The sequence below is a fragment of the Burkholderia sp. BCC1977 genome (genome assembly GCF_905339595.1).
Classification (GTDB): domain Bacteria; phylum Pseudomonadota; class Gammaproteobacteria; order Burkholderiales; family Burkholderiaceae; genus Burkholderia.
Genome location: NZ_CAJPGQ010000003.1, coordinates 98,493 through 122,747, shown reverse-complemented (window position 1 = coordinate 122,747; position 24,255 = coordinate 98,493). Strand labels below are relative to the sequence as shown.

General features: G+C 68.9%; 18 protein-coding genes. 8 read left to right on the top strand and 10 right to left on the bottom strand.

The genetic code is table 11. The features are described 5' to 3' along the window. Positions 1-325 precede the first annotated feature (325 nt). Entirely contained in the window at positions 326-2,692 is a 2,367-nt protein-coding gene (locus U5771_RS04260) for a GNAT family N-acetyltransferase (protein ID WP_322022815.1), read from the top strand. A 698-nt stretch (positions 2,693-3,390) separates the two neighbouring features. Here U5771_RS04260 and U5771_RS04255 read toward each other — a convergent pair. Together U5771_RS04255 and U5771_RS04250 are read right to left on the bottom strand one after the other, a co-directional pair. Then, positions 3,391-3,942, bottom strand: a complete 552-nt coding sequence (locus U5771_RS04255) for a hypothetical protein (RefSeq protein ID WP_322022814.1) — start codon at positions 3,940-3,942, stop codon at positions 3,391-3,393. A gap of 267 nt (positions 3,943-4,209) precedes the next feature. After that, positions 4,210-5,034 (bottom strand): IclR family transcriptional regulator, encoded by an 825-nt coding sequence (locus U5771_RS04250; protein WP_415859385.1) that lies wholly within the window; start codon positions 5,032-5,034, stop codon positions 4,210-4,212. 657 nt (positions 5,035-5,691) lie between these two features. Between U5771_RS04250 and U5771_RS04245 the strand changes: the two genes are divergently transcribed. After that, positions 5,692-6,540, top strand: a complete 849-nt coding sequence (locus U5771_RS04245; protein ID WP_322022813.1) for an ureidoglycolate lyase — start codon at positions 5,692-5,694, stop codon at positions 6,538-6,540. A 188-nt stretch (positions 6,541-6,728) separates the two neighbouring features. On the opposite strand, the gene U5771_RS04240 is transcribed toward U5771_RS04245, so the two are convergent. Continuing rightward, positions 6,729-7,112 carry a VOC family protein gene (locus U5771_RS04240; protein ID WP_322022812.1) on the bottom strand — a complete coding sequence of 128 codons (384 nt, stop codon included), beginning with the start codon at positions 7,110-7,112 and terminating at the stop codon, positions 6,729-6,731. Between the two features lie 254 nt (positions 7,113-7,366). On the opposite strand from U5771_RS04240, the gene U5771_RS04235 reads away from it, so the two are divergent. Beyond that, positions 7,367-8,014, top strand: a complete 648-nt coding sequence (locus U5771_RS04235) for a CGNR zinc finger domain-containing protein (RefSeq protein WP_322022811.1) — start codon at positions 7,367-7,369, stop codon at positions 8,012-8,014. A 51-nt stretch (positions 8,015-8,065) separates the two neighbouring features. On the opposite strand, the gene prpR is transcribed toward U5771_RS04235, so the two are convergent. Then, positions 8,066-10,054, bottom strand: a complete 1,989-nt coding sequence (gene prpR / locus U5771_RS04230; protein WP_322022810.1) for a propionate catabolism operon regulatory protein PrpR — start codon at positions 10,052-10,054, stop codon at positions 8,066-8,068. 170 nt (positions 10,055-10,224) lie between these two features. Between prpR and prpB the strand changes: the two genes are divergently transcribed. From prpB to prpF, 4 genes are all read left to right on the top strand, one after another. Continuing rightward, positions 10,225-11,118, top strand: a complete 894-nt coding sequence (prpB, locus tag U5771_RS04225; RefSeq protein ID WP_322022809.1) for a methylisocitrate lyase — start codon at positions 10,225-10,227, stop codon at positions 11,116-11,118. Between the two features lie 116 nt (positions 11,119-11,234). After that, the gene (prpC, locus tag U5771_RS04220; RefSeq protein ID WP_322022808.1) at positions 11,235-12,407 is read left to right on the top strand and encodes a 2-methylcitrate synthase; all 1,173 of its coding nucleotides are present in this window, start codon (positions 11,235-11,237) and stop codon (positions 12,405-12,407) included. An 80-nt stretch (positions 12,408-12,487) separates the two neighbouring features. Then, positions 12,488-15,082, top strand: a complete 2,595-nt coding sequence (acnD, locus tag U5771_RS04215; RefSeq protein WP_322022807.1) for a Fe/S-dependent 2-methylisocitrate dehydratase AcnD — start codon at positions 12,488-12,490, stop codon at positions 15,080-15,082. A 26-nt stretch (positions 15,083-15,108) separates the two neighbouring features. After that, positions 15,109-16,299 (top strand): 2-methylaconitate cis-trans isomerase PrpF, encoded by a 1,191-nt coding sequence (prpF, locus tag U5771_RS04210; RefSeq protein WP_322022806.1) that lies wholly within the window; start codon positions 15,109-15,111, stop codon positions 16,297-16,299. A 427-nt stretch (positions 16,300-16,726) separates the two neighbouring features. Here the strand turns inward: prpF and U5771_RS04205 are convergent, their stop codons facing one another. The 6 genes from U5771_RS04205 to U5771_RS04180 form a co-directional block, all read right to left on the bottom strand. After that, complete coding sequence (locus U5771_RS04205) at positions 16,727-17,881, bottom strand: acyl-CoA dehydrogenase (RefSeq protein ID WP_322022805.1); 1,155 nt, start codon at positions 17,879-17,881, stop codon at positions 16,727-16,729. Between the two features lie 35 nt (positions 17,882-17,916). Next, complete coding sequence (locus U5771_RS04200; RefSeq protein WP_322022804.1) at positions 17,917-19,239, bottom strand: MFS transporter; 1,323 nt, start codon at positions 19,237-19,239, stop codon at positions 17,917-17,919. 10 nt (positions 19,240-19,249) lie between these two features. After that, a complete protein-coding gene (locus U5771_RS04195; RefSeq protein WP_322022803.1) occupies positions 19,250-20,302 on the bottom strand; it encodes a porin in 1,053 nt (350 codons plus the stop codon). 94 nt (positions 20,303-20,396) lie between these two features. Beyond that, positions 20,397-21,197, bottom strand: coding sequence for an enoyl-CoA hydratase/isomerase family protein (locus tag U5771_RS04190; protein ID WP_322022802.1), 801 nt, complete (start codon positions 21,195-21,197; stop codon positions 20,397-20,399). Further along, the gene (locus U5771_RS04185) at positions 21,194-22,414 is read right to left on the bottom strand and encodes a CoA transferase (protein ID WP_322022801.1); all 1,221 of its coding nucleotides are present in this window, start codon (positions 22,412-22,414) and stop codon (positions 21,194-21,196) included. Before U5771_RS04185 ends, U5771_RS04190 begins: the two co-directional genes overlap by 4 nt. 71 nt (positions 22,415-22,485) lie before the next feature. Further along, positions 22,486-23,268: a crotonase/enoyl-CoA hydratase family protein gene (locus tag U5771_RS04180; protein WP_322022800.1), complete on the bottom strand. Its 783-nt coding sequence runs from the start codon at positions 23,266-23,268 to the stop codon at positions 22,486-22,488. A 135-nt stretch (positions 23,269-23,403) separates the two neighbouring features. On the opposite strand from U5771_RS04180, the gene U5771_RS04175 reads away from it, so the two are divergent. Continuing rightward, positions 23,404-24,168 (top strand): IclR family transcriptional regulator, encoded by a 765-nt coding sequence (locus U5771_RS04175; protein WP_322022799.1) that lies wholly within the window; start codon positions 23,404-23,406, stop codon positions 24,166-24,168. Positions 24,169-24,255: the final 87 nt, after the last annotated feature.

Below are 24,255 nucleotides of genomic sequence, written 5' to 3'. Positions count from 1 at the left end.
AGACGTAGCGCCGATTGCCATCACCGCTCGCGCATTGGCGCACTGCGCCGTGCAATTCCCGAACTTGCTCACCATGGTTCCTGTAAATCCTCACCTTTGAAGTGGCGACCGGATGACCGCATCGTGTCGCCTTCGCCCGTTGCGTCGTGCGAAGGCGTCGGTTACCGGCCCATGTTGCGGGGATTGATGCGCGTCGCACAGTCGGCCGTTCGGTATATAGGCAGCCGCATCGGGTTCGCCTATGCTTGGAGTTCGCGTCGACCGGCGCACGGCCATCCGGCCCGTGTGCCGGTCGGATCGTCTTTCGTTACCGTATGGAGCCGATGTGACCGTCCGCCATCTCGATGCGTTGTTCCAGCCCAGGTCCGTTGCGGTCGTCGGTGCATCGGCGCGCGCGGGCAGTATCGGTGCGATGGTGTGGGCGCGCGTGCTCGACGGCGCGTTCGAGGGGCCCGTGTGGCCCGTCAATCCGAAGTATCGCGAGCTGAACGGGCACGCGGTGGTGGCCGACGTCGACCGGCTGCCCGCGCCGCCGTCGGTCGCCGTGATCTGCACGCCGCCTGCCACGTGGGCCGGCATCGTGCGCAAGCTCGGCGAGATCGGCACGCGCGTCGCGGTGATCGTCGGCGAGGCGCGCACCGACGCCGATCGCGCCGCGCTCGATCGCACGCTCAAGGCCGCGAAGCCGTTCGTGCTCCGTATCGTCGGGCCCGGCAGTCTCGGCGTGCTGTCGCCCGCGCGGCATGCGCATTTCGGCGCGCCGGCCTATACGGCGCGATCGGGCGGTGTCGCGTGGGTGTCGCAATCGAACGCACTGACGAACGCGGTACTCGGCTGGGCCGATGCGCGAGGCCTCGGCTTTTCACATGTCGTCGCGCTTGGCAGCGAGGCCGACGTCGATGCGGGCGACGTGCTCGACTACCTCGCCAGCGATCCCGGCACGCGCGCGATCCTGCTCGAACTCGACACCGTGTGCGCCGCGCGCAAGTTCATGTCGGCGGCGCGTGCGGCGGCGCGCAACAAGCCGGTGCTCGCGCTGCGCACCGGGCGCGCCGATCCCGGCGATGCGCTTTACACGGCGGCGTTCCAGCGCGCGGGGATGGTGCGAGTCGATGCGCTCGACGATCTGCTCGACGAGATTGAGACGCTCGGTGTCGGGCGCGTCACCGCGCGTGGCGCGGCGACGCTCGTGACGAGCGACGCAGGCGTCGCGAAACTTGCGGTCGATGCGGTCGCGGAGGTGCGCGACGTGCTGGCCGACTGGCCGGCGGCGGCAACGTCGGCGGTCGCGGCCGCGCTGCCGCATCTCGTCGCGCCCGGCAATCCGTTGTCGCTCGGCGACGATGCGCGTCCCGAGCATTTCGGCGCAGCCATCAAGGCGCTCGCGCCGTTTCCGCAAACGGGCACGTTGTTCGTCGTGCACTCGACCTCCCACAGCGCGCCCGCCGATGCGGTCGCGCGCACGCTGATCGAATCGCGGCAATATGCGTACCGCGGCATCCTCGCGTGTTTCTTCGGTGCGGTCGATGCGGCGACGCGCGACGCATTGCACGCGAACGGCATTCCGGTGCACACCACCCCGCAGCGGCTTGCGCGCGCATACGCACGGCTCGTCGACTACAACCTCGGGCGGCAGTTGCTGATGCAGACGCCGGAGGGCACGCCGCCGCAGCCGGCCGAGTGCGTTGCGTCCGCGCAGGCCGAGGCCCGACGGATGGTCGAGGCCGGCGAGCCTGAACTGGCCGGCGAAGCCGCATTGCACTGGCTCTCGCACTTCGGCCTGTACGGCGAGCCGGCCGATGCGTCGGCCGGCGCCAGAGTTGTCGACGTCACGGTCGACATGTACGACGATTCGAACTTCGGCCCGGTGTTCCGTTATGCCGTGCCGCCGGCGGACGGCGTATCGGCGCCGTTCGTCGTGTACGGGCTGCCACCGCTGAATACGGTGCTCGCCCGCGCGGTGATGGAGCGTTCGCCGTATGCGCGCCGCACGCCTGTCGAACCCACGCTCGACGCGTTGACGGCACTGTCGCAAGTCGTTTGCGACGTGCGCGAAGTCGTCGCGATGTCGGTCACGCTGCGCGTGCTGTCCGACCGGGCCTACGTGGTCGCACCGCGCATCACGCTGGCGGCCGGGCGCAGCCGGCTCGCGATCATGCCGTATCCGCGCCATCTCGAGCAGACGCTCGAATGGCGCGGCGAGACCGTGACGATCCGTCCGATCCGTCCGGAAGACGAGGAAGCGCACAACGAGCTGCTTGGCGCGATGACGCCGGACGATCTGCGGATGCGTTTCTTCGGTGCGGTGCGCAGCTTCGATCATTCGCAAGTCGCGCGCATGACGCAGATCGACTACGACCGCGAGATGGCCTTCATCGTGTCGTTCACCGATGTGTCGGGCCGGTCGCACACACTCGCGGTGGCGCGTGCGGTTGCCGATCCCGACAACGAGACGGCGGAGTTCGCGATCGCCGTGCGGCCCGATCAGAAGGGCAAGGGGCTCGGGCGGTTGATGATGGCCCGCATCATCGACTACGCGCGATCGCGCGGCACCGCATGGATGATCGGCGAGGCGCTGCGCGAGAACACCGCGATGATTTCGCTGGCGAAGTCGTGCGGTTTCGCGGTGTCGACGACGGAGGAACCCGGCGTGGTGGGGTTCAGGATGAAGCTGCAACCATCACTGCGTTGACGAGCGTGCTCGAACGTGCGGCGGTATCGTGCGCAGTCGATAGGGAGCGCACGATGTGGGTGACGCACGGTCGCTGTCGAGCGAATTCGTCATGGTTCGGAATGCAGATCACCAGACGTATTCGATCGAATGCGCGGATCGGTACAACGTTCGCTCCGTGACCGACGCGGAGAGGCGAACGCGTCGAGTCACAGCATCCGTGGCGGGCGCGTTGCCTGTGCCGATGACCTCCGCGTATCGTCGATTCCGGCGCCATGGTCGAGCGCATGAACCTCGGCATTTCGCACCTGCAGCATCGGAAACAGAGCAAAGGTGAGACTTTTCGGGAGCCGCGAGTGAGCTTTTCCGGGAGCGCTCGGGTGAGCCGATACGGGAGTACTCGGTGAGCCTTCCCGGGAGCTGCCGGTGAGCCCTTGCGGGAAGCCCTGGTGAGCCTTTCCGGGAGAGGCCGGTGAGCCTTTCCGGGAAGGCTTGGTGAGCATCTTCGGGAGGCGTCGGTGAGGACGTTCGGGAGGGGCGGGTGAGCGTCTCCGGGAGCGTCAGGTGAGCTTTTCCGGGATGCCTGGGTGAGCGCTTACAGGATGCTTCGGTGAGACTTTTCGGGAGCCTGCGGACGCCGTGCTCCGGCTGGCGCGGCGCGGCCCTTTGCCGGCGTCCGCGCCGGTGCGGGCACGCATGAACCGTGCCCGCGACAGCGTTTACGCAGCGAGTTTCGACGCTGCGTCGTTCACCTGATCACGCGAAATCGCGAGTTCTTCGAGGTGCGCGTCGGCATAGATGCCGCCGGTTTCGCGCTCGAGGCGGGCGATCGTCAGCGCGCAACGCGCGGTGTCCTTCGGCATCGCGATGAAGCGCTTGACCGATTCGCCGGACGTGAATGCGTCGAACAGCGCGCCGCGCACGTCGTCCGGAAGCGTCTTGGTCCATTGGTACGGCTTGCCGTTGAAGGTGATCGACGGCGGCAGCGTGCGTTCCTTCTTGGTGGCCGTGATGAGGCCGTAGGTACGCGCGGCGTCGCCGATCTGCTCGGGCGAGAAGAGTTCGTCGGGCGTGATGTCGAACTGCTCGATGTAGTTCTCGATCGCCTGCATCGCCGCGGTGCGGTCGTCGCGCTTCTTCTGCGCGCGCGCGACGATGTCGCGCAGCTCGTCCGCTTCCTCGGGCGTGATCGTGAAGCTCGCCTGCTTCTGCTGAAGTTCGGAGAAACGCTGGAATTCTTGATCGTTCAGAAGTTTGGCCATGACATCCATCGGATACGACGGCCGCGACAGAGCCGGCCGCCGTAGTTTTTGAGAGGGCCGCTATTCTAGCGTAGCGCGGCGTCCGCGCATCCGGAAACGGTCTGTGGAATGCCGGTACGAACGCCCGCGCGAGCGGCGCGCGTCGCATGCCGCATGGGCAGCGTCGCGCCCGCCTGCCCGCCTCTCAGGCCGAGCGGCCGAACGACTGCCGCGCCCGAACGATCGACCGCCTTCAGCCCGGTCGCCCGGTTGGCGCGGTCGCCCGTTCGGCAACGTTCAGGAAGTCTCCGCGCGGCACATCGACAACTGGCCTGCCGTATCGCGCAGCCCCGCGACGACCACCTCGAGGGACGGCGCCATGTGCGCGTCGATCCGGCGCATGTACGGGCAGGTCAGCACCGCGATCGCATGGCCGGCCGGGCCGAGGATCGGCGCGCTCAGGTCGGTGACGCCGTATGCCTGGCGGCTGTCCTGGCGCACGTAGCCGGACTGGCGGATGGACTGGCACGCATGCGCGAGTTCCTGCTCGTTCATCGGCGCTTCGCCCTTGACCTTGCGGTGCTCGGCCAGCATGTGCGCGCGCTGCTCGGAACCCTGGAACGACAGCATCACGCGCCCCGAAGCCGTATCGGCGAGCCCGACGCGCGAGCCGAGCCGCACCGACACACCCCACGGGCCGGGGCCGTCCACCTGCGCGATCACGAGCAGGCTGCCGCGGTCGTAGACGGTCAGATGGCACGACTGTTCGGCCGCATCGGCGAAGCGCTGCATCAGCGGCAACGCCTCGGCGATCAGCCGGTTCATCGGCGGATGCCGGTGCGCGAGCGCGAACAGCTTCAGGCTGAGGGTGTAACGGTCGCCGCCGCTCGAGCGCATCACGTAGCGGCGGGCGACGAGACGTTCGAGCATCCGGTAGATCTCGCTCGCGTTGCGTCCGAGTTCCTTCGTGATTTCGGTGCGAGTGAGTCCTTCCTTCTGTTCCGAGAGGAGTTCGAGAATGTCGAGCCCCTTGTCGAGGGCGGGTGCGCGATAGCGGTCGGCTGCGCCCGTCGACTCCCGTGCGTCGCTGCCGGGGAGCGGGTTATTGGTTATTTGCATCATGGGTAGGAAGTCCGGGTATTACCAATCGGTGGGCGACGCACGCTGGCCGGTTTTGCACGCGGATTCTTGAAGCCGCATGCGGATGTGACTGCCATCCGGGCGAGCTTAACAACAAACATTCAGTGTGCAATGCAGTGTGTTTTTACCGATCATTACCCGACAAGAACGGATCACGGGCCGTTCCCGATGACAGGCTCGTAAGAAATATTCGAAATTCATCTTTCGGTTTCGAAGAACGGCGGCATCGGGCGCAAAGCCGAATGGTTCGGCGGTCCCGATGCTGCGCTGCGACCTCCGCAGGCGCACCAATAGTCGGTATCCGTCGCGCGCCATTTCACGGCGGGCCGCCGATGGTACAAAGAGCGGCGGGCCAGCGACGGCGCGGCCGCGCGTGAAGTCGGCCGGCACTGGCCGGCACATGTCGCGGATGCCGGGCCGTCGTCGCCGATGCGCAGACCGGCGGCCGTCCGTTCGATGCGCGTCGCACCTCGGTGCGGCGCCGCGATCGCTGCGCCTGCGCGAGCCTCGCGTGTCGAATGGCCTGCCGGATGCGGCGCCGACGCGCGTCCTCGACGATCGGCATTCAGTCCGGCGCGTGGCCGTCAGCGGCCGCGTCGGCCGGTATCCTGTCACATTCGACATCAGAGGTTGAGCACGATGAAACTGCTTCGCTATGGCCCGTCCGGCCAGGAAAAGCCCGGTATTCTCGACGCGGACGGCCGGATTCGCGACCTGTCCGCGCACGTGCCGGATCTTGCCGGCGACGCGTTGTCCGACGCCGGTCTCGCGCGCCTGCGCGCGATCGATCCGGCCACGCTGCCGCTCGTCTCCGGCGAGCCGCGCATCGGCGCATGCGTCGGGCGCGTCGGCAAGTTCATCGGCATTGGTCTGAACTATGCCGATCACGCTGCCGAAGCCGGCATGCCGGTGCCGAAGGAACCCGTGGTGTTCGGCAAGTGGACGAGTTCGATCTGCGGCCCGAACGACGGCATCGACATCCCGAAGGGCTCGGTGAAGACCGACTGGGAAGTCGAGCTGGGCGTCGTGATCGGCGCGACGTGCAAGGACGTCGACGAAGCGCGCGCGCTGGATTACGTCGCCGGCTACTGCGTCGTCAACGACGTGTCGGAGCGCGAGTGGCAGATCGAGCGCGGCGGCCAGTGGGACAAGGGCAAGGGCTTCGACACGTTCGGCCCGATCGGCCCGTGGCTCGTCACGCGCGACGAGGTGCCCGATCCGCAGCGTCTCGACCTGTGGCTCGAGATCGACGGCCACCGCTATCAGAACGGCAACACGCGCACGATGGTGTTCACCGTCGCGCAACTGATCGCCTACCTGTCGACCTGCATGACGCTGCAACCGGGCGACGTGATCACGACCGGGACGCCGCCGGGCGTCGGGATGGGCATCAAGCCGTCGCCGGTGTTCCTGAAGGCCGGTCAGCGGGTGCGCCTCGGAATCGAGGGGCTCGGCGAGCAACTGCAGAGCACGCGTAACGCGCGGTAAGCGGTTGCATGGCGCGGGCCGGACCCGCGATCGCGATCGATCGCAACCCGGCTGCGCCGCCCGATCACCGGCGTGATCGCCCGCGGCGGCGGTCGCGAACCGAACCCCGATGCAGCAAGGACAAGGGCCCGATTCCGCGCGATGCGGAATCGGGCCCTTGTCGTTCACCCGTGTCCGTCCGAACCGGATCAGACGATGTTGTCCAGCTCGCAATGCGCTTCGAGGCGATACCCGTCGGGGTCGACCACGAACGCCGCGTAATAGCCGGGGCCGTAGTGCTCGCGTTTGCCCGGCCCGCCGTTGTCCTGCCCGCCGTGCTGCAGCGCGGCGCGATAGAACGCATCGACTTCGACCGGCGACGCCGCGCGAAACGACAGGTGCAACCCCGAATCGGGATCGGCGACGACCGGACGCGCCGCGTGCTGCAACCACAGCACCGGCTCGCTGGTGCCGTAGCCAAGGGAACCGTCGTCGCTGTACAGCCGCTTGTAGCCAAGCGCGCCGAGCGTGCTGTCGTAGAACGCACGGCTGCGGTCGATGTGGGCAACGCCGAACGAAAGGTGATCGATCATCTGTGGCTCCTTGAACTGAAGGGGGACGTCAGTGCAGCAAACCTGTTTACAACCACCAGGCCAGCCGCTTGAAGCGAAGCGCGCCGAGCGTGCTGTCGTGGAACGCGCGGCTGCGGCCGGTGTGGACAACGTCGTACGAAAAACGATCGATCATCTGTGGCTCCTTGGACTGAAGAGGGGACGTCAGTGCAGCAAACCGTTTTTAACCACCATGCCGGTTATGTTAGAAAGCGTCAGGATGCTTGTCAACTGGCATGGTGGTTAGATACGATCGCATCATGAGCAAAACGCAACCTTCCGTCACGACCGACTGCCTGGTTCCGGCGCCGCCCGAAACGCTGAGCATCGATTTCGCGAACACGCTGTACTGGCGTGGCGCCGACGCACCGACCGAAACCTTCGGCACGCTGGACGACCTGCTCGTGTGGTGCCGTGAGCAGGCACGCGTGCCGGCCGGCCTGGCCGACGCGTGCCGCGCACAAGGGCAGGAGAAGGGGGGCGCGCCGGCGATGCTGACGCGCGCGCTCGCGTTGCGCGAGGCGTTGTATCGGCTCTTTCACGCGCAGGCCGAGCGGCGCGAGCCGCAAGCCGACGATCTCGCGCTGCTGGGCGGCTTTCTGGCGGAAGCGGCGCCGCGCGTCGCGCTCGCGCGGATCGACGGCGGCTACGCGTGGCGGATCGGGGAAGCGGGCGCGACGCTCGCGGGGCTGCTGAGCCCGGTGCTGTGGTCGGCGACCGACCTGCTGGGCGGTGCGCGGCTCGCGAAGGTCAAGCGCTGCGCGAACGACGCCTGCCAGTGGCTGTTCATCGACGACAGCAAGAACGGCAGCCGCCGCTGGTGCTCGATGTCGTCGTGCGGCAATCGCGCGAAGGCGTACCGCCACTATCACAAGGCCGACTGACGGCGGCGCGCGCCCGGCACGTGATCCCCGCCGCGCCGATCCCGCCCGAACCTATTTCGCCGACAGCTTCCGCCACAGCGTCGTCTTGCTGATGCCGAGCATCGCACACGCGCGATCGCGATCGCCGCCGCACGCATCGAGCACCGCGCGGATCTCGTCGGCTTCCGCGCGGCGGCGGCGCGCGTGGAGCGTCTGCGCGTCGTCGGCGTCGGCATCGGCCGCCTCGGGCGGCGCCGCGAACAGCTCGGGCGCGATCGCCTGCAGCGCATCGGGTGCGAGTGCCGCGCACGCGGCGCCCGGATCGTGCTCGTCGACGTCCTCGGCCAGTTCCACCGCGATCCGCTCGACCACGTTCTGCAGTTCCCGCACGTTGCCGGGCCAGCGATAGCGCGCGAGCGTCGCCTGCGTTGCGTCGAGCACGCGCATCGCATCGCCGGCCTCGCGCACGCGTTCGGCCAGCCGCGGCTCGCGCCGCGCGGCCTGCACGAGCAGCGTGGCCGCCAGCGCCGGAAGGTCGGCGGCGCGCTCGCGCAGCGGCGGCAGGCCGATGTTCAGGATGTTGAGCCGGTAATACAGGTCCGCGCGGAACGTGCCGGCCTCGACGGCCGCGAGCAGCGGCCGGTGCGTCGCGGCGATCACGCGCACGTCGATGCGGATCGGCTCGGTCGAGCCGAGGCGGATCACCTCGCGCTCCTGCAGCACGCGCAGCAGCCGGCTTTGCAGCGACGGCGGCATCTCGCCGATTTCGTCGAGAAACAGCGTGCCGCGGTGCGCGGCCTCGAACAGCCCGGTCTTGCCGCCGCGCCGCGCGCCGGTGAACGCGCCTTCCTCGTAACCGAACAGCTCGCTCTCGAGCAGCGCCTCCGGAAACGCGCCGCAGTTGATCGCGACGAACGGGTAGCTGCGCCGCGCGGACAGCGCGTGCAGGCTCTGCGCGATCATCTCCTTGCCGGTGCCGCTTTCGCCGAGCACGAGCACGGTCGCGTCGGATTTCGCATAGCGGCGCACGAGGTCGCGCACGCGGGTCATCGGCGCGGACGCGCCGATCACGTCGTCGAGCGCATAGCGCGCCGCGAACTGCTGCGTGTTCGGCTGCGAGCGCAGCGCGCGGTCGAGCCGTTCGACCGCGCGCGATTCCTGGAACGTCAGCACGCTGCCCGACGTGACGCCGCGATCGACGAGCGGCCCTCGATGCACGACGTAGCGCACGCCGCGCACGGTCGCGAGCGCGTCGCCGTCCTCGCCGCGCAGCGTGCGCAGCTCCGGGCGCAGGTCGACGAGCGCGCGGCCGACGGCCGCCGCCGGTTCAACCCCGAGCGCCGACGCGAGCCGCTCGTTGATGGCTTCGACGCGGCCGCGCGCATCGAGCGCGACCACGCCGTCGCGCAGGTGCTGCAACAGGTTGTCGAGCCGCTGGCGGCGAAATGCCTCGGCGTGCGTCGCGTATGCGACTTCGAGCGCCGTCTCGACCGCCTTGCGCACCGACGCGTGCGAATACAGGAACACCGCGCCCATGCCGGCGCTCGCCGCGAGATCGGTGACGAGGCCGGGGCCGACGATCGTCTCGATGCCGCGGTCGTGCAGGTCGTGCACGCAGGCTTCCGCTTCCTGCGCGGACTGATATGACGCAAACTGCACGTCGAGGCCGTAGGCGGCGACGAAGCGGCGCACTTCGGGGGGCGTCTCGCCGGCGCTGACGAGTGCGATCCGCGATGCGTCGCGCCGCGCGCGCGCGAGCGCCTGCATCACGTCGAAACCGGTCGGCGACACGACCACGACCGGCACCTGCGCACGCGTTTTCAGGAAGCCGCCGTTCGAGCCGGCCGCGACGATCACGTCGGGCCGCGCGGTGCCGGCCTCCGCGATCGCACTCAGCGCGTCTTCGTACGCGCGCGTGACGATGCGCACGTCGGCGCGTTCGTCGAATTCGCCGGCGATCTCGCGAAACAGGTCGCGCAGGCGGCTGATGCCCATCGCCCAGACGCGCGGGCGCACCGTGCGGTCGGCCGGGCCGACGGGCTTGGTCGAGGAGAGGTCCATGGCGACCGATTATGCGCGCGGGATTTCATTTTTGAAACACGAAGTTGCTGAATTGAAATCGCCGGGCGATCCAGCGTGCGTGCCGGTTGCTTAAGAATCAGTGGGTTAGCGCTGTTTCGCGAGCTGGCCCGGTCCTTGCTGTTAATGGGCATTCCTTCAGGAGGCCGTTCATGAGCAACACGCATCTTCAGAGCGCCGGCGCGAAATTCCGCGCGGCAGTCGCGGCCGAGCAGCCGCTGCAGGTGGTCGGCGCGATCACCGCGTACGCGGCCAAGATGGCGCAGGCCGTCGGCTTCAAGGCCGTCTACCTGTCGGGCGGCGGCGTCGCCGCGAATTCGCTCGGGATTCCCGATCTCGGCATCAGCACGATGGAAGACGTGCTGATCGACGCGAACCGGATCACCAACGCGACCGACCTGCCGCTGCTCGTCGACATCGATACGGGCTGGGGCGGCGCGTTCAACATCGCGCGCACGGTCCGCTCGTTCATCAAGGCCGGCGTCGCGGCCGTGCACATGGAAGACCAGGTCGGCCAGAAGCGCTGCGGCCACCGTCCGGGCAAGGAAGTCGTGCCGATCGAGGAGATGGTCGATCGCGTGAAGGCCGCGGTCGACGCGCGCACCGACGACCAGTTCGTGATCATGGCGCGCACCGACGCGGCCGCGGCCGAAGGGATCGATGCGGCGATCGAACGCGCGGTGGCGTATGTCGAGGCCGGCGCGGACATGATTTTCCCGGAAGCGATGAAGACGCTCGACGACTACCGCCGCTTCAAGGCCGCGGTGAAGGTGCCGATCCTCGCGAACCTGACCGAGTTCGGCTCGACGCCGTTCTTCACGGTCGACGAGCTGCGCGAGGCGAACGTCGACATCGCGCTGTACTGCTGCGGCGCGTATCGCGCGATGAACAAGGCCGCGCTGAACTTCTACGAGACGGTGCGTCGCGACGGCACGCAGAAGGCGGCCGTGCCGACGATGCAGACGCGCGCCGAGCTGTACGACTTCCTCGGCTATCACGAATACGAACGCAAGCTCGACGAGCTGTTCGCGCAGGGCAAGAAGTAACGCGGCCCGCGCGCCGGGACACGGCTCCCGGAACGCTTTGCATGAAGCCGGGCCGCGCGCACAGGCGCCGGGCCCGGCCGACATGACACCCCCGATACCCATTGGAGAACGAAAACATGAGCGAGACGAAAGACGCAGCAGCACCGGCCGCCGCAGGCGCATTCAAGCCGAAGAAGTCGGTGGCGCTGTCGGGCGTGACGGCCGGCAACACGGCGCTGTGCACGGTCGGCAAGACCGGCAACGACCTGCACTACCGCGGCTACGACATTCTCGACGTCGCCGAATCGTGCGAGTTCGAGGAAATCGCGCACCTGCTCGTGCACGGCACGCTGCCGAACCTGACCGAACTGGCCGCGTACAAGACCAAGCTGCGCGCGCTGCGCGGCCTGCCGAACGCGCTGAAGGTCGCGCTCGAGCAGATCCCGGCGTCGGCCCACCCGATGGACGTGATGCGCACCGCCGTGTCGGTGCTCGGCACCGTGCTGCCGGAGAAGGACGATCACAACCTGCCGGGCGCGCGCGACATCGCCGACCGCCTGATGGCGTCGCTCGGCTCGATGCTGCTGTACTGGTATCACTTCTCGCACAACGGCAAGCGCATCGAGACGGAAACCGACGACGACTCGATCGGCGGCCACTTCCTGCACCTGCTGCACGGCAAGACGCCGTCGAAGTCGTGGGTCGACGCGATGCACACGTCGCTGATCCTGTACGCGGAGCACGAGTTCAACGCATCGACGTTCACCGGCCGCGTGATCGCGGGCACGGGCTCGGACATCTACTCGGCGATCACCGGCGCGATCGGCGCGCTGCGCGGGCCGAAGCACGGCGGCGCGAACGAAGTCGCGTATGAAATCCAGAGCCGCTACAGCTCGCCGGACGACGCCGAAGCCGACATCCGCCGCCGCGTCGAGAACAAGGAAGTCGTGATCGGCTTCGGTCACCCGGTCTACACGATCTCCGATCCGCGCAACAAGGTGATCAAGGGCGTCGCGCACAAGCTGTCGAAGGAAGCGGGCGACCTGAAGCTGTACAGCATCGCCGAGCGCCTGGAAGCGGTGATGTGGGACGCGAAGAAGATGTTCCCGAACCTCGACTGGTTCAGCGCCGTGTCGTATCACATGATGGGCGTGCCGACCGCGATGTTCACGCCGCTGTTCGTGATCTCGCGCACCTCCGGCTGGAGCGCGCACATCATCGAGCAGCGCGTCGACAACAAGATCATTCGCCCGAGCGCGAACTATACCGGTCCGGAAGACCTGCAGTTCGTGCCGATCGAGAAGCGCTGAAACGCCCGCCGCGCGTGCCGGCGCCCGTGATGCGGGCCGCCGGCGCGCGGAACGTCTTACCCCGAATTCCGCCCCACATCATGAATACCGCCAACCGCAAACCCCTGCCCGGCACGCCGCTGGACTACTTCGACGCGCGCGCCGCGGTCGAAGCGATCGCCCCCGGCGCGTACGACACGCTGCCGTACACGTCGCGCGTGCTCGCCGAAAACCTCGTGCGCCGCTGCGATCCGGCGATCCTCGCCGATTCGCTGAAGCAGATCGTCGAGCGCAAGCGCGAGCGCGACTTCCCGTGGTTTCCGGCGCGCGTGGTGTGCCACGACATCCTCGGCCAGACGGCGCTCGTCGACCTCGCGGGCCTGCGCGACGCGATCGCCGAGCGTGGCGGCGACCCGGCCAAGGTGAACCCGGTCGTGCCCGTGCAGCTGATCGTCGACCACTCGCTCGCCGTCGAATGCGGCGGCTTCGATCCGGACGCGTTCGCGAAGAACCGCGCGATCGAGGATCGCCGCAACGAGGATCGCTTCCACTTCATCGAATGGACCAAGCAGTCGTTCGAGAACGTCGACGTGATCCCGCCGGGCAACGGCATCATGCACCAGATCAACCTGGAGAAGATGTCGCCGGTGATCCAGGCGCAGGACGGCGTCGCGTATCCGGACACCTGCGTCGGCACCGACAGCCACACGCCGCACGTCGATGCGCTCGGCGTGATCGCGATCGGCGTCGGCGGGCTGGAAGCCGAGAACGTGATGCTCGGCCGCGCATCGTGGATGCGCCTGCCGGACATCGTCGGCGTCGAGCTGACCGGCAAGCGCCAGCCCGGCATCACCGCGACCGACGTCGTGCTCGCGCTGACCGAATTCCTGCGCAAGGAAAAGGTGGTCGGCGCATATCTGGAATTCCGCGGCGAAGGCGCCGCGAGCCTCACGCTCGGCGACCGCGCGACGATCTCGAACATGGCGCCCGAATATGGCGCGACGGCCGCGATGTTCTTCATCGACGGCCAGACGACCGACTACCTGCGCCTCACCGGCCGCAGCGACGAGCAGGTGAAGCTGGTCGAGACCTACGCGAAGGCGGCGGGCCTGTGGGCCGATACGCTCGCCAACGCGCAGTACGAGCGCACGCTGACGTTCGACCTGTCGAGCGTGGTGCGCAACATGGCCGGCCCGTCGAACCCGCACAAGCGGCTGCCGACCGCCGATCTCGCCGCACGCGGGATCGCCGGCCAGTGGGAAGAGAAGGCGGGCGAGATGCCCGACGGCGCGGTGATCATCGCCGCGATCACGAGCTGCACGAACACCAGCAACCCGCGCAACGTGATTGCCGCGGCGCTGCTCGCGCGCAACGCGAACGCGAAGGGCCTCACGCGCAAGCCGTGGGTGAAGAGCTCGCTCGCGCCGGGCTCGAAGGCGGTCGAGCTGTATCTGGAAGAAGCGAACCTGCTGCCGGAACTCGAGACGCTCGGCTTCGGCATCGTCGCGTTCGCGTGCACGACCTGCAACGGGATGTCGGGCGCGCTCGATCCGACGATCCAGCAGGAGATCGTCGATCGCGACCTGTACGCGACGGCCGTGCTGTCCGGCAACCGCAACTTCGACGGCCGCATCCATCCGTATGCGAAGCAGGCGTTCCTCGCGTCGCCGCCGCTCGTCGTCGCGTATGCGATCGCCGGCACGATCCGCTTCGACATCGAGAAGGACGTGCTCGGTCACGACCAGGACGGCAAGCCCGTCACGCTGAAGGACATCTGGCCGACCGACGAGGAGATCGACGCGATCGTCGCATCGAGCGTGAAGCCCGAGCAGTTCCGCAAGGTCTACGAGCCGATGTTCGCGCGCACGGCCGATGCGGGCGAGCGTGCGGCGCCGTTGTACGACTGGCGCGCGCAGAGCACGTACATCCGCCGTCCGCCGTACTGGGAAGGGGCGCTGGCCGGCGAGCGCACGCTCAAGGGCATGCGTCCCCTCGCGGTGCTCGGCGACAACATCACGACCGACCACCTGTCGCCGTCGAACGCGATCCTCGCCAACAGCGCGGCCGGCGAGTACCTCGCGAAGATGGGCCTGCCGGAAGAAGACTTCAACTCGTACGCGACGCACCGGGGAGACCACCTGACCGCGCAGCGCGCGACCTTCGCGAACCCGACGCTGATCAACGAGATGGCGCTCGTCGACGGCGCGGTGAAGAAGGGCTCGCTCGCGCGCGTCGAGCCGGAAGGCCAGGTCATGCGGATGTGGGAAGCGATCGAGACGTACATGAATCGCAAGCAGCCGCTGATCGTGATCGCCGGCGCCGACTACGGCCAGGGCTCGTCGCGCGACTGGGCCGCGAAGGGCGTGCGGCTCGCGGGCGTCGAGGTGATCGTCGCCGAAGGGTTCGAGCGGATCCATCGCACGAACCTGATCGGGATGGGTGTGCTGCCGCTCGAGTTCAAGCCGGGCACGAACCGCACCACGCTCGGCATCGACGGCACCGAGACCTTCGACGTGATCGGCGAGCGCATGCCGCGCGCCGATCTCACGCTCGTGATTCACCGCAAGAACGGCGAGCGTGTCGAGGTGCCGGTGACGTGCCGGCTCGATACGGCCGAGGAAGTGTCGATCTACGACGCGGGCGGCGTGCTGCAGCGTTTCGCGCAGGACTTCCTCGAATCGTCGCAGGCGGCTTGACCGGGTCACACAGGGACAACGCAAACATGGCTCACATTCCTCAAATCAGGATTCCGGCGACCTATCTCCGCGGCGGCACCAGCAAGGGCGTGTTCTTCCGGCTGCAGGACCTGCCGGACGCCGCGCAGACGCCGGGCGCCGCACGCGACGCGCTGCTGCTGCGCGTGATCGGCAGCCCCGATCCGTACGGCAAGCAGATCGACGGGATGGGCGGCGCGACGTCGTCCACCAGCAAGACGGTGATCGTGTCGAAGAGCACGCGGCCCGGTCATGACGTCGACTACCTGTTCGGGCAGGTCGCGATCGACCGCGCGTTCGTCGACTGGACCGGCAACTGCGGCAACCTGTCGGCGGCGGTCGGCCCGTTCGCGATCAGCGGCGGCCTCGTCGATGCATCGCGCGTGCCGCGCGACGGCGTCGCGACCGTGCGGATCTGGCAGGCGAACATCGGCAAGACGATCGTGGCGCACGTGCCGATCACGAACGGCGCGGTGCAGGAGACGGGCGACTTCGAGCTGGACGGCGTCACGTTCCCGGCCGCCGAAGTGCAGCTCGAGTTCCTGGATCCGGCCGCCGAGGAAGAGGGCGCGGGCGGGTCGATGTTCCCGACCGGCAACCTCGTCGACGACCTCGCCGTGCCGGGCATCGGCACGCTGAAGGCGACGATGATCAACGCGGGGATTCCGACCATCTTCGTCGAGGCGGAGGCGATCGGTTACACGGGTACCGAGCTGCAGGACGCGATCAACGGCGACCCGAAGGCGCTCGAGAAGTTCGAGACGATCCGCGCGTACGGCGCGCTGCGCATGGGCCTGATCGACACGCTCGACGAGATCGCGACGCGCCAGCACACGCCGAAGGTCGCGTTCGTCGCGAAGCCGGCCGACTATGTCGCGTCGAGCGGCAAGCGCGTGAATGCGGGCGACGTCGACCTGCTGGTGCGGGCGATGTCGATGGGCAAGCTGCACCACGCGATGATGGGCACGGCGGCGGTCGCGATCGGCACGGCCGCGGCGATCCCCGGCACGCTCGTCAACCTCGCGGCGGGCGGCGGTGAACGCAACGCGGTGCGCTTCGGGCACCCGTCGGGCACGCTGCGCGTCGGCGCGGAAGCGCAACTCGAGAACGGCGAATGGACCGTCACAAAGGCGATCATGAGCCGCAGCGCGCGCGTGCTGATGGAAGGCTGGGTGCGCGTGCCGGGCGACGCATTCTGATCGTTCCGGTCGTCGTTCCGATGACAAGCAAGGGCGGCTTCGGCCGCCCTTGTCGATTCTGCTTCGCTTGCGGTCGGCCGTGCAGGAAGCGGCGCAGCGCGTCGTGGGGATGCGCCGCGCGGCCGTCGATACGCGCGCGTCGCATCGTCGGGCAGGTACGCGCGACCGGCGCGGCCCGGCACGTCCGGCACGCCGCCGCGGCCCGGCACGCGCCGAAGCTGGAGCGTGGTGGCGACCGTGTCGACCGGCGGCAGCGGCAGGATGCGGTCGCGATGCCGCGCGAGGTTGTCGACGGTGAGCGTGACGGTCGGCCAGACGTCCAGCCAGGGACGGATGCCAGGATCGACGAGATGACGTGTGTCCAAGGCGCGACTCCGTGGTGAAAACGGTGCAACGCGCGCCGACCGGCGAACCGGCGACGACGGCGTCACAGCACGCTGCGCGCGACGACCCAGCGATGCACCTCGGTCGGGCCTTCGAAGATGCGCATCAGCCGCGCTTCGTTCGCCATCTGATGCAGCGGCAGCTCCTTCGTCATGCCCATCGCGCCGAGCGTCTGCATCGCATGATCGATGACGCTCGACGCCATCTCCGTCGCGAACACCTTGACCATCGAGATCTGCGTGCGCGCATCCTGCCCGGCGTCCACCCGCGCGGCCGCTTCGTAAGTCATCAGGCGGCACGCGTGGATCTGCGTCAGCGCGTCGGCGACCCACCACTGCACCGCCTGGCGCTCGGCGAGCGGCACGCCGAAAGTCTTGCGCTGTTTCGCATGGTCGCACAGCAGCGCGACCGCGCGCTCGGCGCGGCCGATGCACCATGCGGCCATCTCCAGCCGCCGGTTCGACAGGCGCGCCTGCATCGGCGCGAAACCGGCGCCTTCGCGGCCCAGCAACTGCGTCGCGGGAATGCGGCAATCCTCCAGCACGATTTCGTAGGTCGACAGCCCGCCGATCATCGGAATGCGGCGTTCGATGATGAAACCCGGCGTGTCGCGTTCGACGATGAACGCCGACATGCCGCCGCGCTTGCCCTTGCTGCGGTCGGTCAGCGCCATCACGATCGTCCAGTCGGCTTCGCTCGCGTGGCTGATCCAGATCTTCCGGCCGTTCAGCACCCACGTGTCGCCGTCGCGCTCGGCCGTCGTCGACAACGCGCCCGGATCCGAGCCGGCGCCCGGCTCGGAAATCGCCATCGCGGAGCGGGTGATGCCGCGTGCGTACGGTTCCAGGTAGCGCGCGCGCTGCGCATCGTCGGCGGCGTCGCACAGCATCCGCAGGTTCGGTGAATCGGGCGGCAGGATGTACGGCGTCACGGTCGTGCCGATCGCTTCGTTCACGCCGACCATCGCGACGGCCGTGAGGTCCGAGCCGCCGGCATCGACCGGCGCGTCGAGCCCCCACAGACCGAGTTGCCGCGAGCGCTCGTCGAGCCGCGCACGTTCGTCGGCGAGCAGCGCGAAGCGCTGGCCGTCGGCCTCGCGCGCCATCACGGCCGCTTCGAGCGGCATCAGCTCGTCTTTCACGAAGCGTGCGACGAGATCCTTGATCATCCGGTGGTCGAGATCGAGTTCGAAATTCATGGGGGTATCGATGAAGGAGTGAAAGGAATGCGCGCTCAGACCGCGCGCGATGGGGACGCCGCCCGGGCACGCAGCGTGCCGAGCAGCGCCACGCAGCCGGCCGCGAGCAGCGCGGCGTTGAGATAGAGCCCGCCGCGCATCGAGCCGGTGGCGGCGTTCAGCACGCCCATCAGGAACGGGCTCGCGAATCCGCCGATCGCGCCGGACATCGTGATCGCCGCGATCGCGACCGCCATCGAACGCTTCGGCAGCGCGAGCCCCGGCAGCACCCAGAACGCGGGCAGCGTCGCCGCGTGCGTGGCGACCGCGATGCAGAGCGCGATCGTCAGGTTCGTGGCGCCGTCGAGACGCGCCAGCACGACGAGCGTCGCCGCGCACGCGAGCATCGCGGCCGCGCTGTGTTCGCGCCACGCATGCCGGCGTTCGGTGCGCCAGCCCATCCCGAGCATGCCGACGATGCCGCACAGGTAGGGCAGCGCGGACAGCAGGCCGATCTGCATCGCGCCGTGCAGGCCGCCGCGGTGCAGGATCACGGGCATCCAGAACACGAGTGCATAGCCGGCTGCCGCGATCGAGAAATTGGCCGCGCACAGCAACCAGAAGTCGCGGTGCGCGAGCAGCGGCCGCTGCGGGAACGCGCTGGCGTCGGCGTGGGCGTCGGCCTGCGCGTGCGCATCGCGCAGCGCGGCCTTGTCGGCGGCCGACAGCCAGCGCGCGTCGTCCGGCCGGTCGTCGAGAAAGCGCAGCGCGACGAAGCCGAGCGCGCTGCTCGGCAGCCCTTCGACGACGAACAGCCATTGCCAGCCGCTCAGGCCGGCGACGCCGTCGAGGTACGTGAGGATCGCGCCCGACACCGGGCCCGCGATCATCCCCGCGAGGTACAGCGCGGTCATGAAGAGCGCGAACGCCTTCGCGCGCTGCTTCGGCGGATACCAGGCGCCGAGATGGAACAGGATGCCGGGGAAGAAGCCGGCCTCGAACACGCCGAGCAGGAACCGGCACACGTGGAACTGCGCGGGGGTCGCGACGAACATCGTCGCGGCCGAGCCGAGCCCCCACAGCACCATGATCCGCGCGATGGTCCGGCGCGCGCCGATCCGCGCGAGCAGCGCGTTGCTCGGAATCTCGAACGCCATGTAGCCGATGAAGAAGATGCCCGCGCCGAGCCCGTAGACGGCGTCGGAGAAGCGCAGTTCGGCGGCCATCTGCGCGTGCGCGAAGCCGATGTTGATGCGGTCGATGAACGACAGCGTGTAGCAGAGGATCAGGAACGGCAGCAGGCGCCGCGAGATCCGGCGGTAGAGCGCCGGCATCGCGTCGTCGCGCACGCCGGCCGGGGTGGACAGGGTCGGGGTCATGGGCCCTCCGTCAGAAGCGGTGAGTGATGCCGAGCGCCAGCACCTGTTCGGTGCCGCCCGGTCGCGGTTGCACGCCGGCGACGACGGTATTGCGCGCGCCGCCGCCGTTCTTCATGTACAGGTAGCGGGCATGGAGCGCGGTCCGCTTCGACAGCGGATGGTCGTAGCCGAGACCGAACGCGGTCGCGTCGTTCGCCGAGCCCTTCACGTCGCGGCGCACGGCCGACACCAGCACGCGGTCGAGCGCGCCGACGTCGATCGCCGCGCCGACGCTCGCCGTCGAGAACGCGGGCAGGCCGGGCGCCGTGCTGGCGCCGTGGAGGAACGCGCCGTACAGCTTGACCCGCGCGAACGCGTAGCGGGCGGCGAACACGTAGTGGCGGGTGGTCGTCGGGTGAACGACGGGCGCGAGATTGCCGGCCGACACGTCGTCCTGGAAGCCCGCGCCGACATAGAGGCCGCCGATCCGGTACTGGAGCCCCGCGCCGTAGTTGCGGCCGGCCTGCGTCGACAGCGCGTTCGGCGTCGGGAAGCCGTAGGTGGCCATCACGCGCAGGCCGTTCCAGTCCGGGCCGAGATACGACGCCGCCTGGTTGAAGCGCGGAATCGGCGGTGTCGTGTTGGCGGTGATCGTGTCCGTCGACGTCGCGAGCAGTGCGAGCGGCGACATGCGTTCGTTCAGGCCGAACGGGTCGCCCTCGTACACGATGTAGAACGACGGCGTGTATTGCCGGCCGAGCCGCAGGTCGCCGTAGCGCGTGTCCTGCAGCGCGACGTAGGCCTGCCGGTAGAACAGCGTGCCGCCCTGGAACGAGCCGTCGGCCGGCGAGAAGCCGCTTTCCAGCACGAACTTCGTCGAGGTTCCGCCGCCGAGATCCTCGACGCCGGTCAGCCCGACGCGGCTCGTCGCCCCGCCGCCGCCGCTTTGCCGGAAGCTCGACAGGCTGCCGATGCGATCGAATTCGACATAGCTGTCGACGATTCCGTACAGCGTGACCGACGACGCGTGCGCATGCGGCGTGCACAGCGCGCATGCGCCGATCAGGAGTGCTTTTCGTTGCATGAATGTGTCTCCGTTCCATGTTTGTTATGCGCCGCGCCCGTGTGCGGGGCGGCGAGCGACGGCGCGCGGCGGACGGGGCCGCGCGCCGTCGGGCTCAGCGTCCCTTGAACACCGGCTTGCGTTTCTCGAGAAACGCGCGGGCGCCTTCGACCCGGTCCTCGCTCGCGTAGACGTCGGGGCCGACGTCGAGCCGCAGCGCCGCGGCAACCGGCAGGCCCCAGCTGCGCGTTGCCGTTTCCTTGATGCGCCGGATCGTGAGCGGCGCGTTCGCGGCGATCGCCCGCGCCAGTTCCCGCACGGTGTCGTCGAGCGCGGCGCCGGAGACGACCCGGCTCAGCAACCCGGCGCGCAGCGCTTCGTCGGCGTCGCAGCGGCGGCCCGTGAACAGCAGCTCCATCGCGACCGCGCGCGGCAGCATGCGCGGCAGCAGTACGCTCGCGAAGTTCGCGCCCATCCCGACCTTGGCTTCCGGCAGCGCGAAATACGCGTGATCGGCGGCGATCCGCAGGTCGCACGCGAGCGCGATCTCGAAGCCGCCGCCGATCGCGTAGCCGTTGATCGCCGCGATGGTCGGCTTGCGCAGCTCGAGGATCAGTTCGTGCACGTTGCGTGCCAGCCCGCGCATCGGCCGCATGCCGCGCATCTCGGGATCGCCGAGATCGACGCCCGCGCTGAAGGCCCGGTCGCCCGCGCCGCGGATCACGATCGCGCGAACCGCGGGGTTGTCGTCGAGCGTGACGAGTTCGTCGCACAGGCGCCGGATCGCGTCGGCGGACAGCGCATTGGCGACGTGCGGGCGATGGATCGTCAGCCACGCGATGCCGTCGTCGTCGGTGCGCAGGATCGACGGGGCGTCGTCGCCGGTCAGGGAGGAGAACGTGCGCGGCGTGGTCATGACGGGCTCCCGGTGGTGGTGGCGCGCTCGTCATGAACGACGCCGGCCTTGCGCAGCGCGTCGCGGCGGGCTGCGTCGAGGCCGAGCGCGTCGAGCACCGCGTCGGTGTCGGCCGCGAACGGCCGCGGCGGCCGGCGAATCGAGCCGGGCGTGCGCGACAGCTTGGCCGGGATGCCCGCGCCGGTATAGGTGTCGGTCTTGACGAGCATCGCGTTGCGGGCCGCCTGCGGATGGCCGAACCCGTCCGCGATGGTGTTGACCGGCCCCGTCGCGACGCCGGCGCGCATCAGCCGTTCGACGACCTCGTCGGCGGGCAGTTCGGCGGTCAGCTGCCCGATCAGCGTGTCGAGCGCGTCGCGATGCGCGACGCGCTGTGCGTTGGTGACGAAGCGCGGATCGCGTGCGAGCTCGGGCACGCCGAGCGCCTCGACCATCTTCGCGAACGTGCGGTTGTTGCCCGCGCCCGTCGCCACCGGCTTGTCCTTGCACGGATAGACGCCGTACGGCGCGATCGAGGCGTAGACGTTCCCCGTCGCGACGGGAACGTCGCCGGTCGCCATCCAGCTCGTGCTGACCGGATGCAGCATCGACAGCGCGGTGCTGAACAGATCGATGTCGACGTGCTGTCCGAGGCCGGAGCGCGTGCGCTCCACCAGCGCGAGCAGGATGCTCGACACGGCATTCAGCCCGGCCGCGTAATCGACGACCGGAAACGGCACCTTCAGCGGCATGCCGCCCGGTTCGCCGTTGATCGACATGAAGCCGGCGAGCCCTTGCGCGACGGCGTCGTAGCCCGGAAACCGCGCGAGCGGGCCGTCGGTGCCGTAACCGGAGATCGAGCAATGGACGAGGCGCGGAAAGCGTTCGCGCAGGCAATCGTCGTAACCGATGCCCCAGCGTTCGAGCGTGCCCTGCTTGAAGTTGTCGACCAGCACGTCGGCCGTCTCGAGCAGGCGGAACAGCACGTCGCGGCCGTCGCGATGCGACAGGTCGAGCGCGAGGTTGCGCTTGTTGCGGTTGAGCCCCCAGTAGTAGCTGGAGAGGCCGCTCGGCATCGCGGGCCCCCAGTCGCGTGTTTCGTCGCCTTGCGGCGGTTCGATCTTGATGACGTCCGCGCCGTGGTCGGCGAGCGTCTGCGTGCAGAACGGGCCCGCATAGACGCGGCTCAGGTCCACCACGCGCACGCCGGCGAGCGCGCCTTCGTTGCTGATGATCATGACGATGTTTCCCTTCGATAGTCGGCGATGCGGGCGTTCGCCGGCGGCGTGCCGGGCGGCGCGCCGCGGGTTCAGTCGCGCGCGGCGAACAGCGCTTCGACGGCCGCGCGGTGTTCGGGCGTCGCGTGCGCGAATGCCTGGTACGACGCGGACAGGTCGAGCAGCGTGTCGAGGCTCGTGTGCCGGCCTTCGCGCAGCAGCCGCTTGGTCAGGCGCAGCGCGGTGCCCGGATGGCGCGCGATGCGCGCGGCGAGCGCGTGCGCATGGGCCGGCAGCTCGCCGTCGGGGACGACGCGCGACACCAGCCCGTGGCGCAGCGCCGCTTGCGCGTCCACCGCGTCGCCCGTGAACGACATCTCGGCGGCGACGGCCGCGCCGACGATCTGCGGCAGGAACCACGCGCCGCCGTCGCCCGGCACGAGGCCGAGCGCGATGAAGCTTTCCGCGAAACGCGCGCTGTCGGCGGCGATGCGGATGTCGCACATGCACGCGAGGTCGGTACCGGCGCCGATGGCCGGCCCGTTGATCGCCGCGATGGCCGGCACTTCGAGTTGCTGGAACGCGTGCGCGAGGCGCTGGATGCCGCGGCGATAGCGCGTGCGGATCGCGGCGAGGTCGTGCAGGTCCGACTCGGCGAGCGCACGCATCGCCTTCACGTTGCCGCCCGAGGAAAACACCGCGCCGGCGCCGGTCAGGACCAGCACGCGAATCGACTCGTCGCGATTCGCTTCGTCGCAGCACGCGACCAGTGCATCGATCGCATCGGTGTCCGAAATGGCGTTGCGCGTTTCGGGGCGGTTCATCGTGACGGTCAGGATCGGTCCCTGCCGTTCACGGATCAGAAAGGCTGACATGATGTCTCCGTATGTTCTGTACCGCGGGGCTTCACGCCGCGGGCCGAAGCCTAGTATCGTCACGACGGTTGGCGGCGGGAAATTCCGTTCCACATACGTGGAAGGGCCCGCCGTGACGGGCGCGGAGGGGACGGGATGAGCGGAAACGTGGTCAAGAGCGCGGCGCGCGTGTTCGAGGTGCTGGAGCTGTTCAGCGAGCTGCAGCGGCCGCTGAGCGTGCGCGAGATCGCCACGCGCTGCCGCTATCCCGGGTCGAGCGCGGCGGCGCTGCTCACCAGCATGAAGGTGCTCGGCTACCTGTCGTACGACGAACGGACGCACGCGTATGCGCCGACCGCACGGCTCGTCAATCTCGGCGAAGCGCTCGTCGATTCGGCGGCGGGCAGCCGCCGGTACTGGCACGCCGTGGCGAAACGGCTGGCGGCCGGTACGCGGGAGGCCGTCGTGATCGCGGTGCAGAGCGACCTGTACGTGCAGTACATCGACGCCGTTGCGGGCGCGCAGCGGGTTCCGGTCCAGTTCTATGCGCCGATCGGCACGCGCCGCGAGATCTGCATGTCGGGGCTCGGCTGGGCGCTGCTGAGCCTGCAGCCGGACAGCACGATTCGCCGGCTCGTGTCGCGCAGCATCCGGCGGATCGGGAAATCGGGCAGGACGATCGACGAGGACGTGGTGCTGGACAAGGTCGAAGAGACGCGCCGGCTCGGCTATTCGTATTCGGCGCATACGGTGACGCAGGGCGCGGCGATGATCTCGATGGTGATCGCCGACGGCTGGAACGGCACGCCGCTCGCGATCGGCGTCGCCGGGCCGGTCGAGCGGATCGACGAACGTCGCGACGCGATCGTGCTCGCGATGCGCGACGCGCTGGCCGGGCGCATGGACGAAGCGGTCGGCTAGGGGTTTGGCGACGCGTCCGCATGCGGCAGGCTCGACCGACATCGGGCGGACGACGGCGGGTTTGCTCCGGCGTCGACGTGAATCTGG

Excerpts from the sequence above, each read along its gene's own strand:
- U5771_RS04245 (WP_322022813.1), top strand. The coding sequence starts at position 5,692 with ATGAAACTGCTTCGCTATGGCCCGTCCGGCCAGGAAAAGCCCGGTATT.
- prpC (WP_322022808.1), top strand. The coding sequence starts at position 11,235 with ATGAGCGAGACGAAAGACGCAGCAGCACCGGCCGCCGCAGGCGCATTC.
- U5771_RS04195 (WP_322022803.1), bottom strand. The coding sequence starts at position 20,302 with ATGCAACGAAAAGCACTCCTGATCGGCGCATGCGCGCTGTGCACGCCG.
- U5771_RS04240 (WP_322022812.1), bottom strand. The coding sequence starts at position 7,112 with ATGATCGATCACCTTTCGTTCGGCGTTGCCCACATCGACCGCAGCCGT.
- prpB (WP_322022809.1), top strand. The coding sequence starts at position 10,225 with ATGAGCAACACGCATCTTCAGAGCGCCGGCGCGAAATTCCGCGCGGCA.
- U5771_RS04235 (WP_322022811.1), top strand. The coding sequence starts at position 7,367 with ATGGTGGTTAGATACGATCGCATCATGAGCAAAACGCAACCTTCCGTC.
- U5771_RS04175 (WP_322022799.1), top strand. The coding sequence starts at position 23,404 with ATGAGCGGAAACGTGGTCAAGAGCGCGGCGCGCGTGTTCGAGGTGCTG.
- U5771_RS04255 (WP_322022814.1), bottom strand. The coding sequence starts at position 3,942 with ATGGATGTCATGGCCAAACTTCTGAACGATCAAGAATTCCAGCGTTTC.
- U5771_RS04185 (WP_322022801.1), bottom strand. The coding sequence starts at position 22,414 with ATGATCATCAGCAACGAAGGCGCGCTCGCCGGCGTGCGCGTGGTGGAC.
- U5771_RS04250 (WP_415859385.1), bottom strand. The coding sequence starts at position 5,034 with ATGATGCAAATAACCAATAACCCGCTCCCCGGCAGCGACGCACGGGAG.
- U5771_RS04190 (WP_322022802.1), bottom strand. The coding sequence starts at position 21,197 with ATGACCACGCCGCGCACGTTCTCCTCCCTGACCGGCGACGACGCCCCG.
- prpR (WP_322022810.1), bottom strand. The coding sequence starts at position 10,054 with ATGGACCTCTCCTCGACCAAGCCCGTCGGCCCGGCCGACCGCACGGTG.
- U5771_RS04200 (WP_322022804.1), bottom strand. The coding sequence starts at position 19,239 with ATGACCCCGACCCTGTCCACCCCGGCCGGCGTGCGCGACGACGCGATG.
- U5771_RS04205 (WP_322022805.1), bottom strand. The coding sequence starts at position 17,881 with ATGAATTTCGAACTCGATCTCGACCACCGGATGATCAAGGATCTCGTC.
- U5771_RS04180 (WP_322022800.1), bottom strand. The coding sequence starts at position 23,268 with ATGTCAGCCTTTCTGATCCGTGAACGGCAGGGACCGATCCTGACCGTC.
- acnD (WP_322022807.1), top strand. The coding sequence starts at position 12,488 with ATGAATACCGCCAACCGCAAACCCCTGCCCGGCACGCCGCTGGACTAC.
- prpF (WP_322022806.1), top strand. The coding sequence starts at position 15,109 with ATGGCTCACATTCCTCAAATCAGGATTCCGGCGACCTATCTCCGCGGC.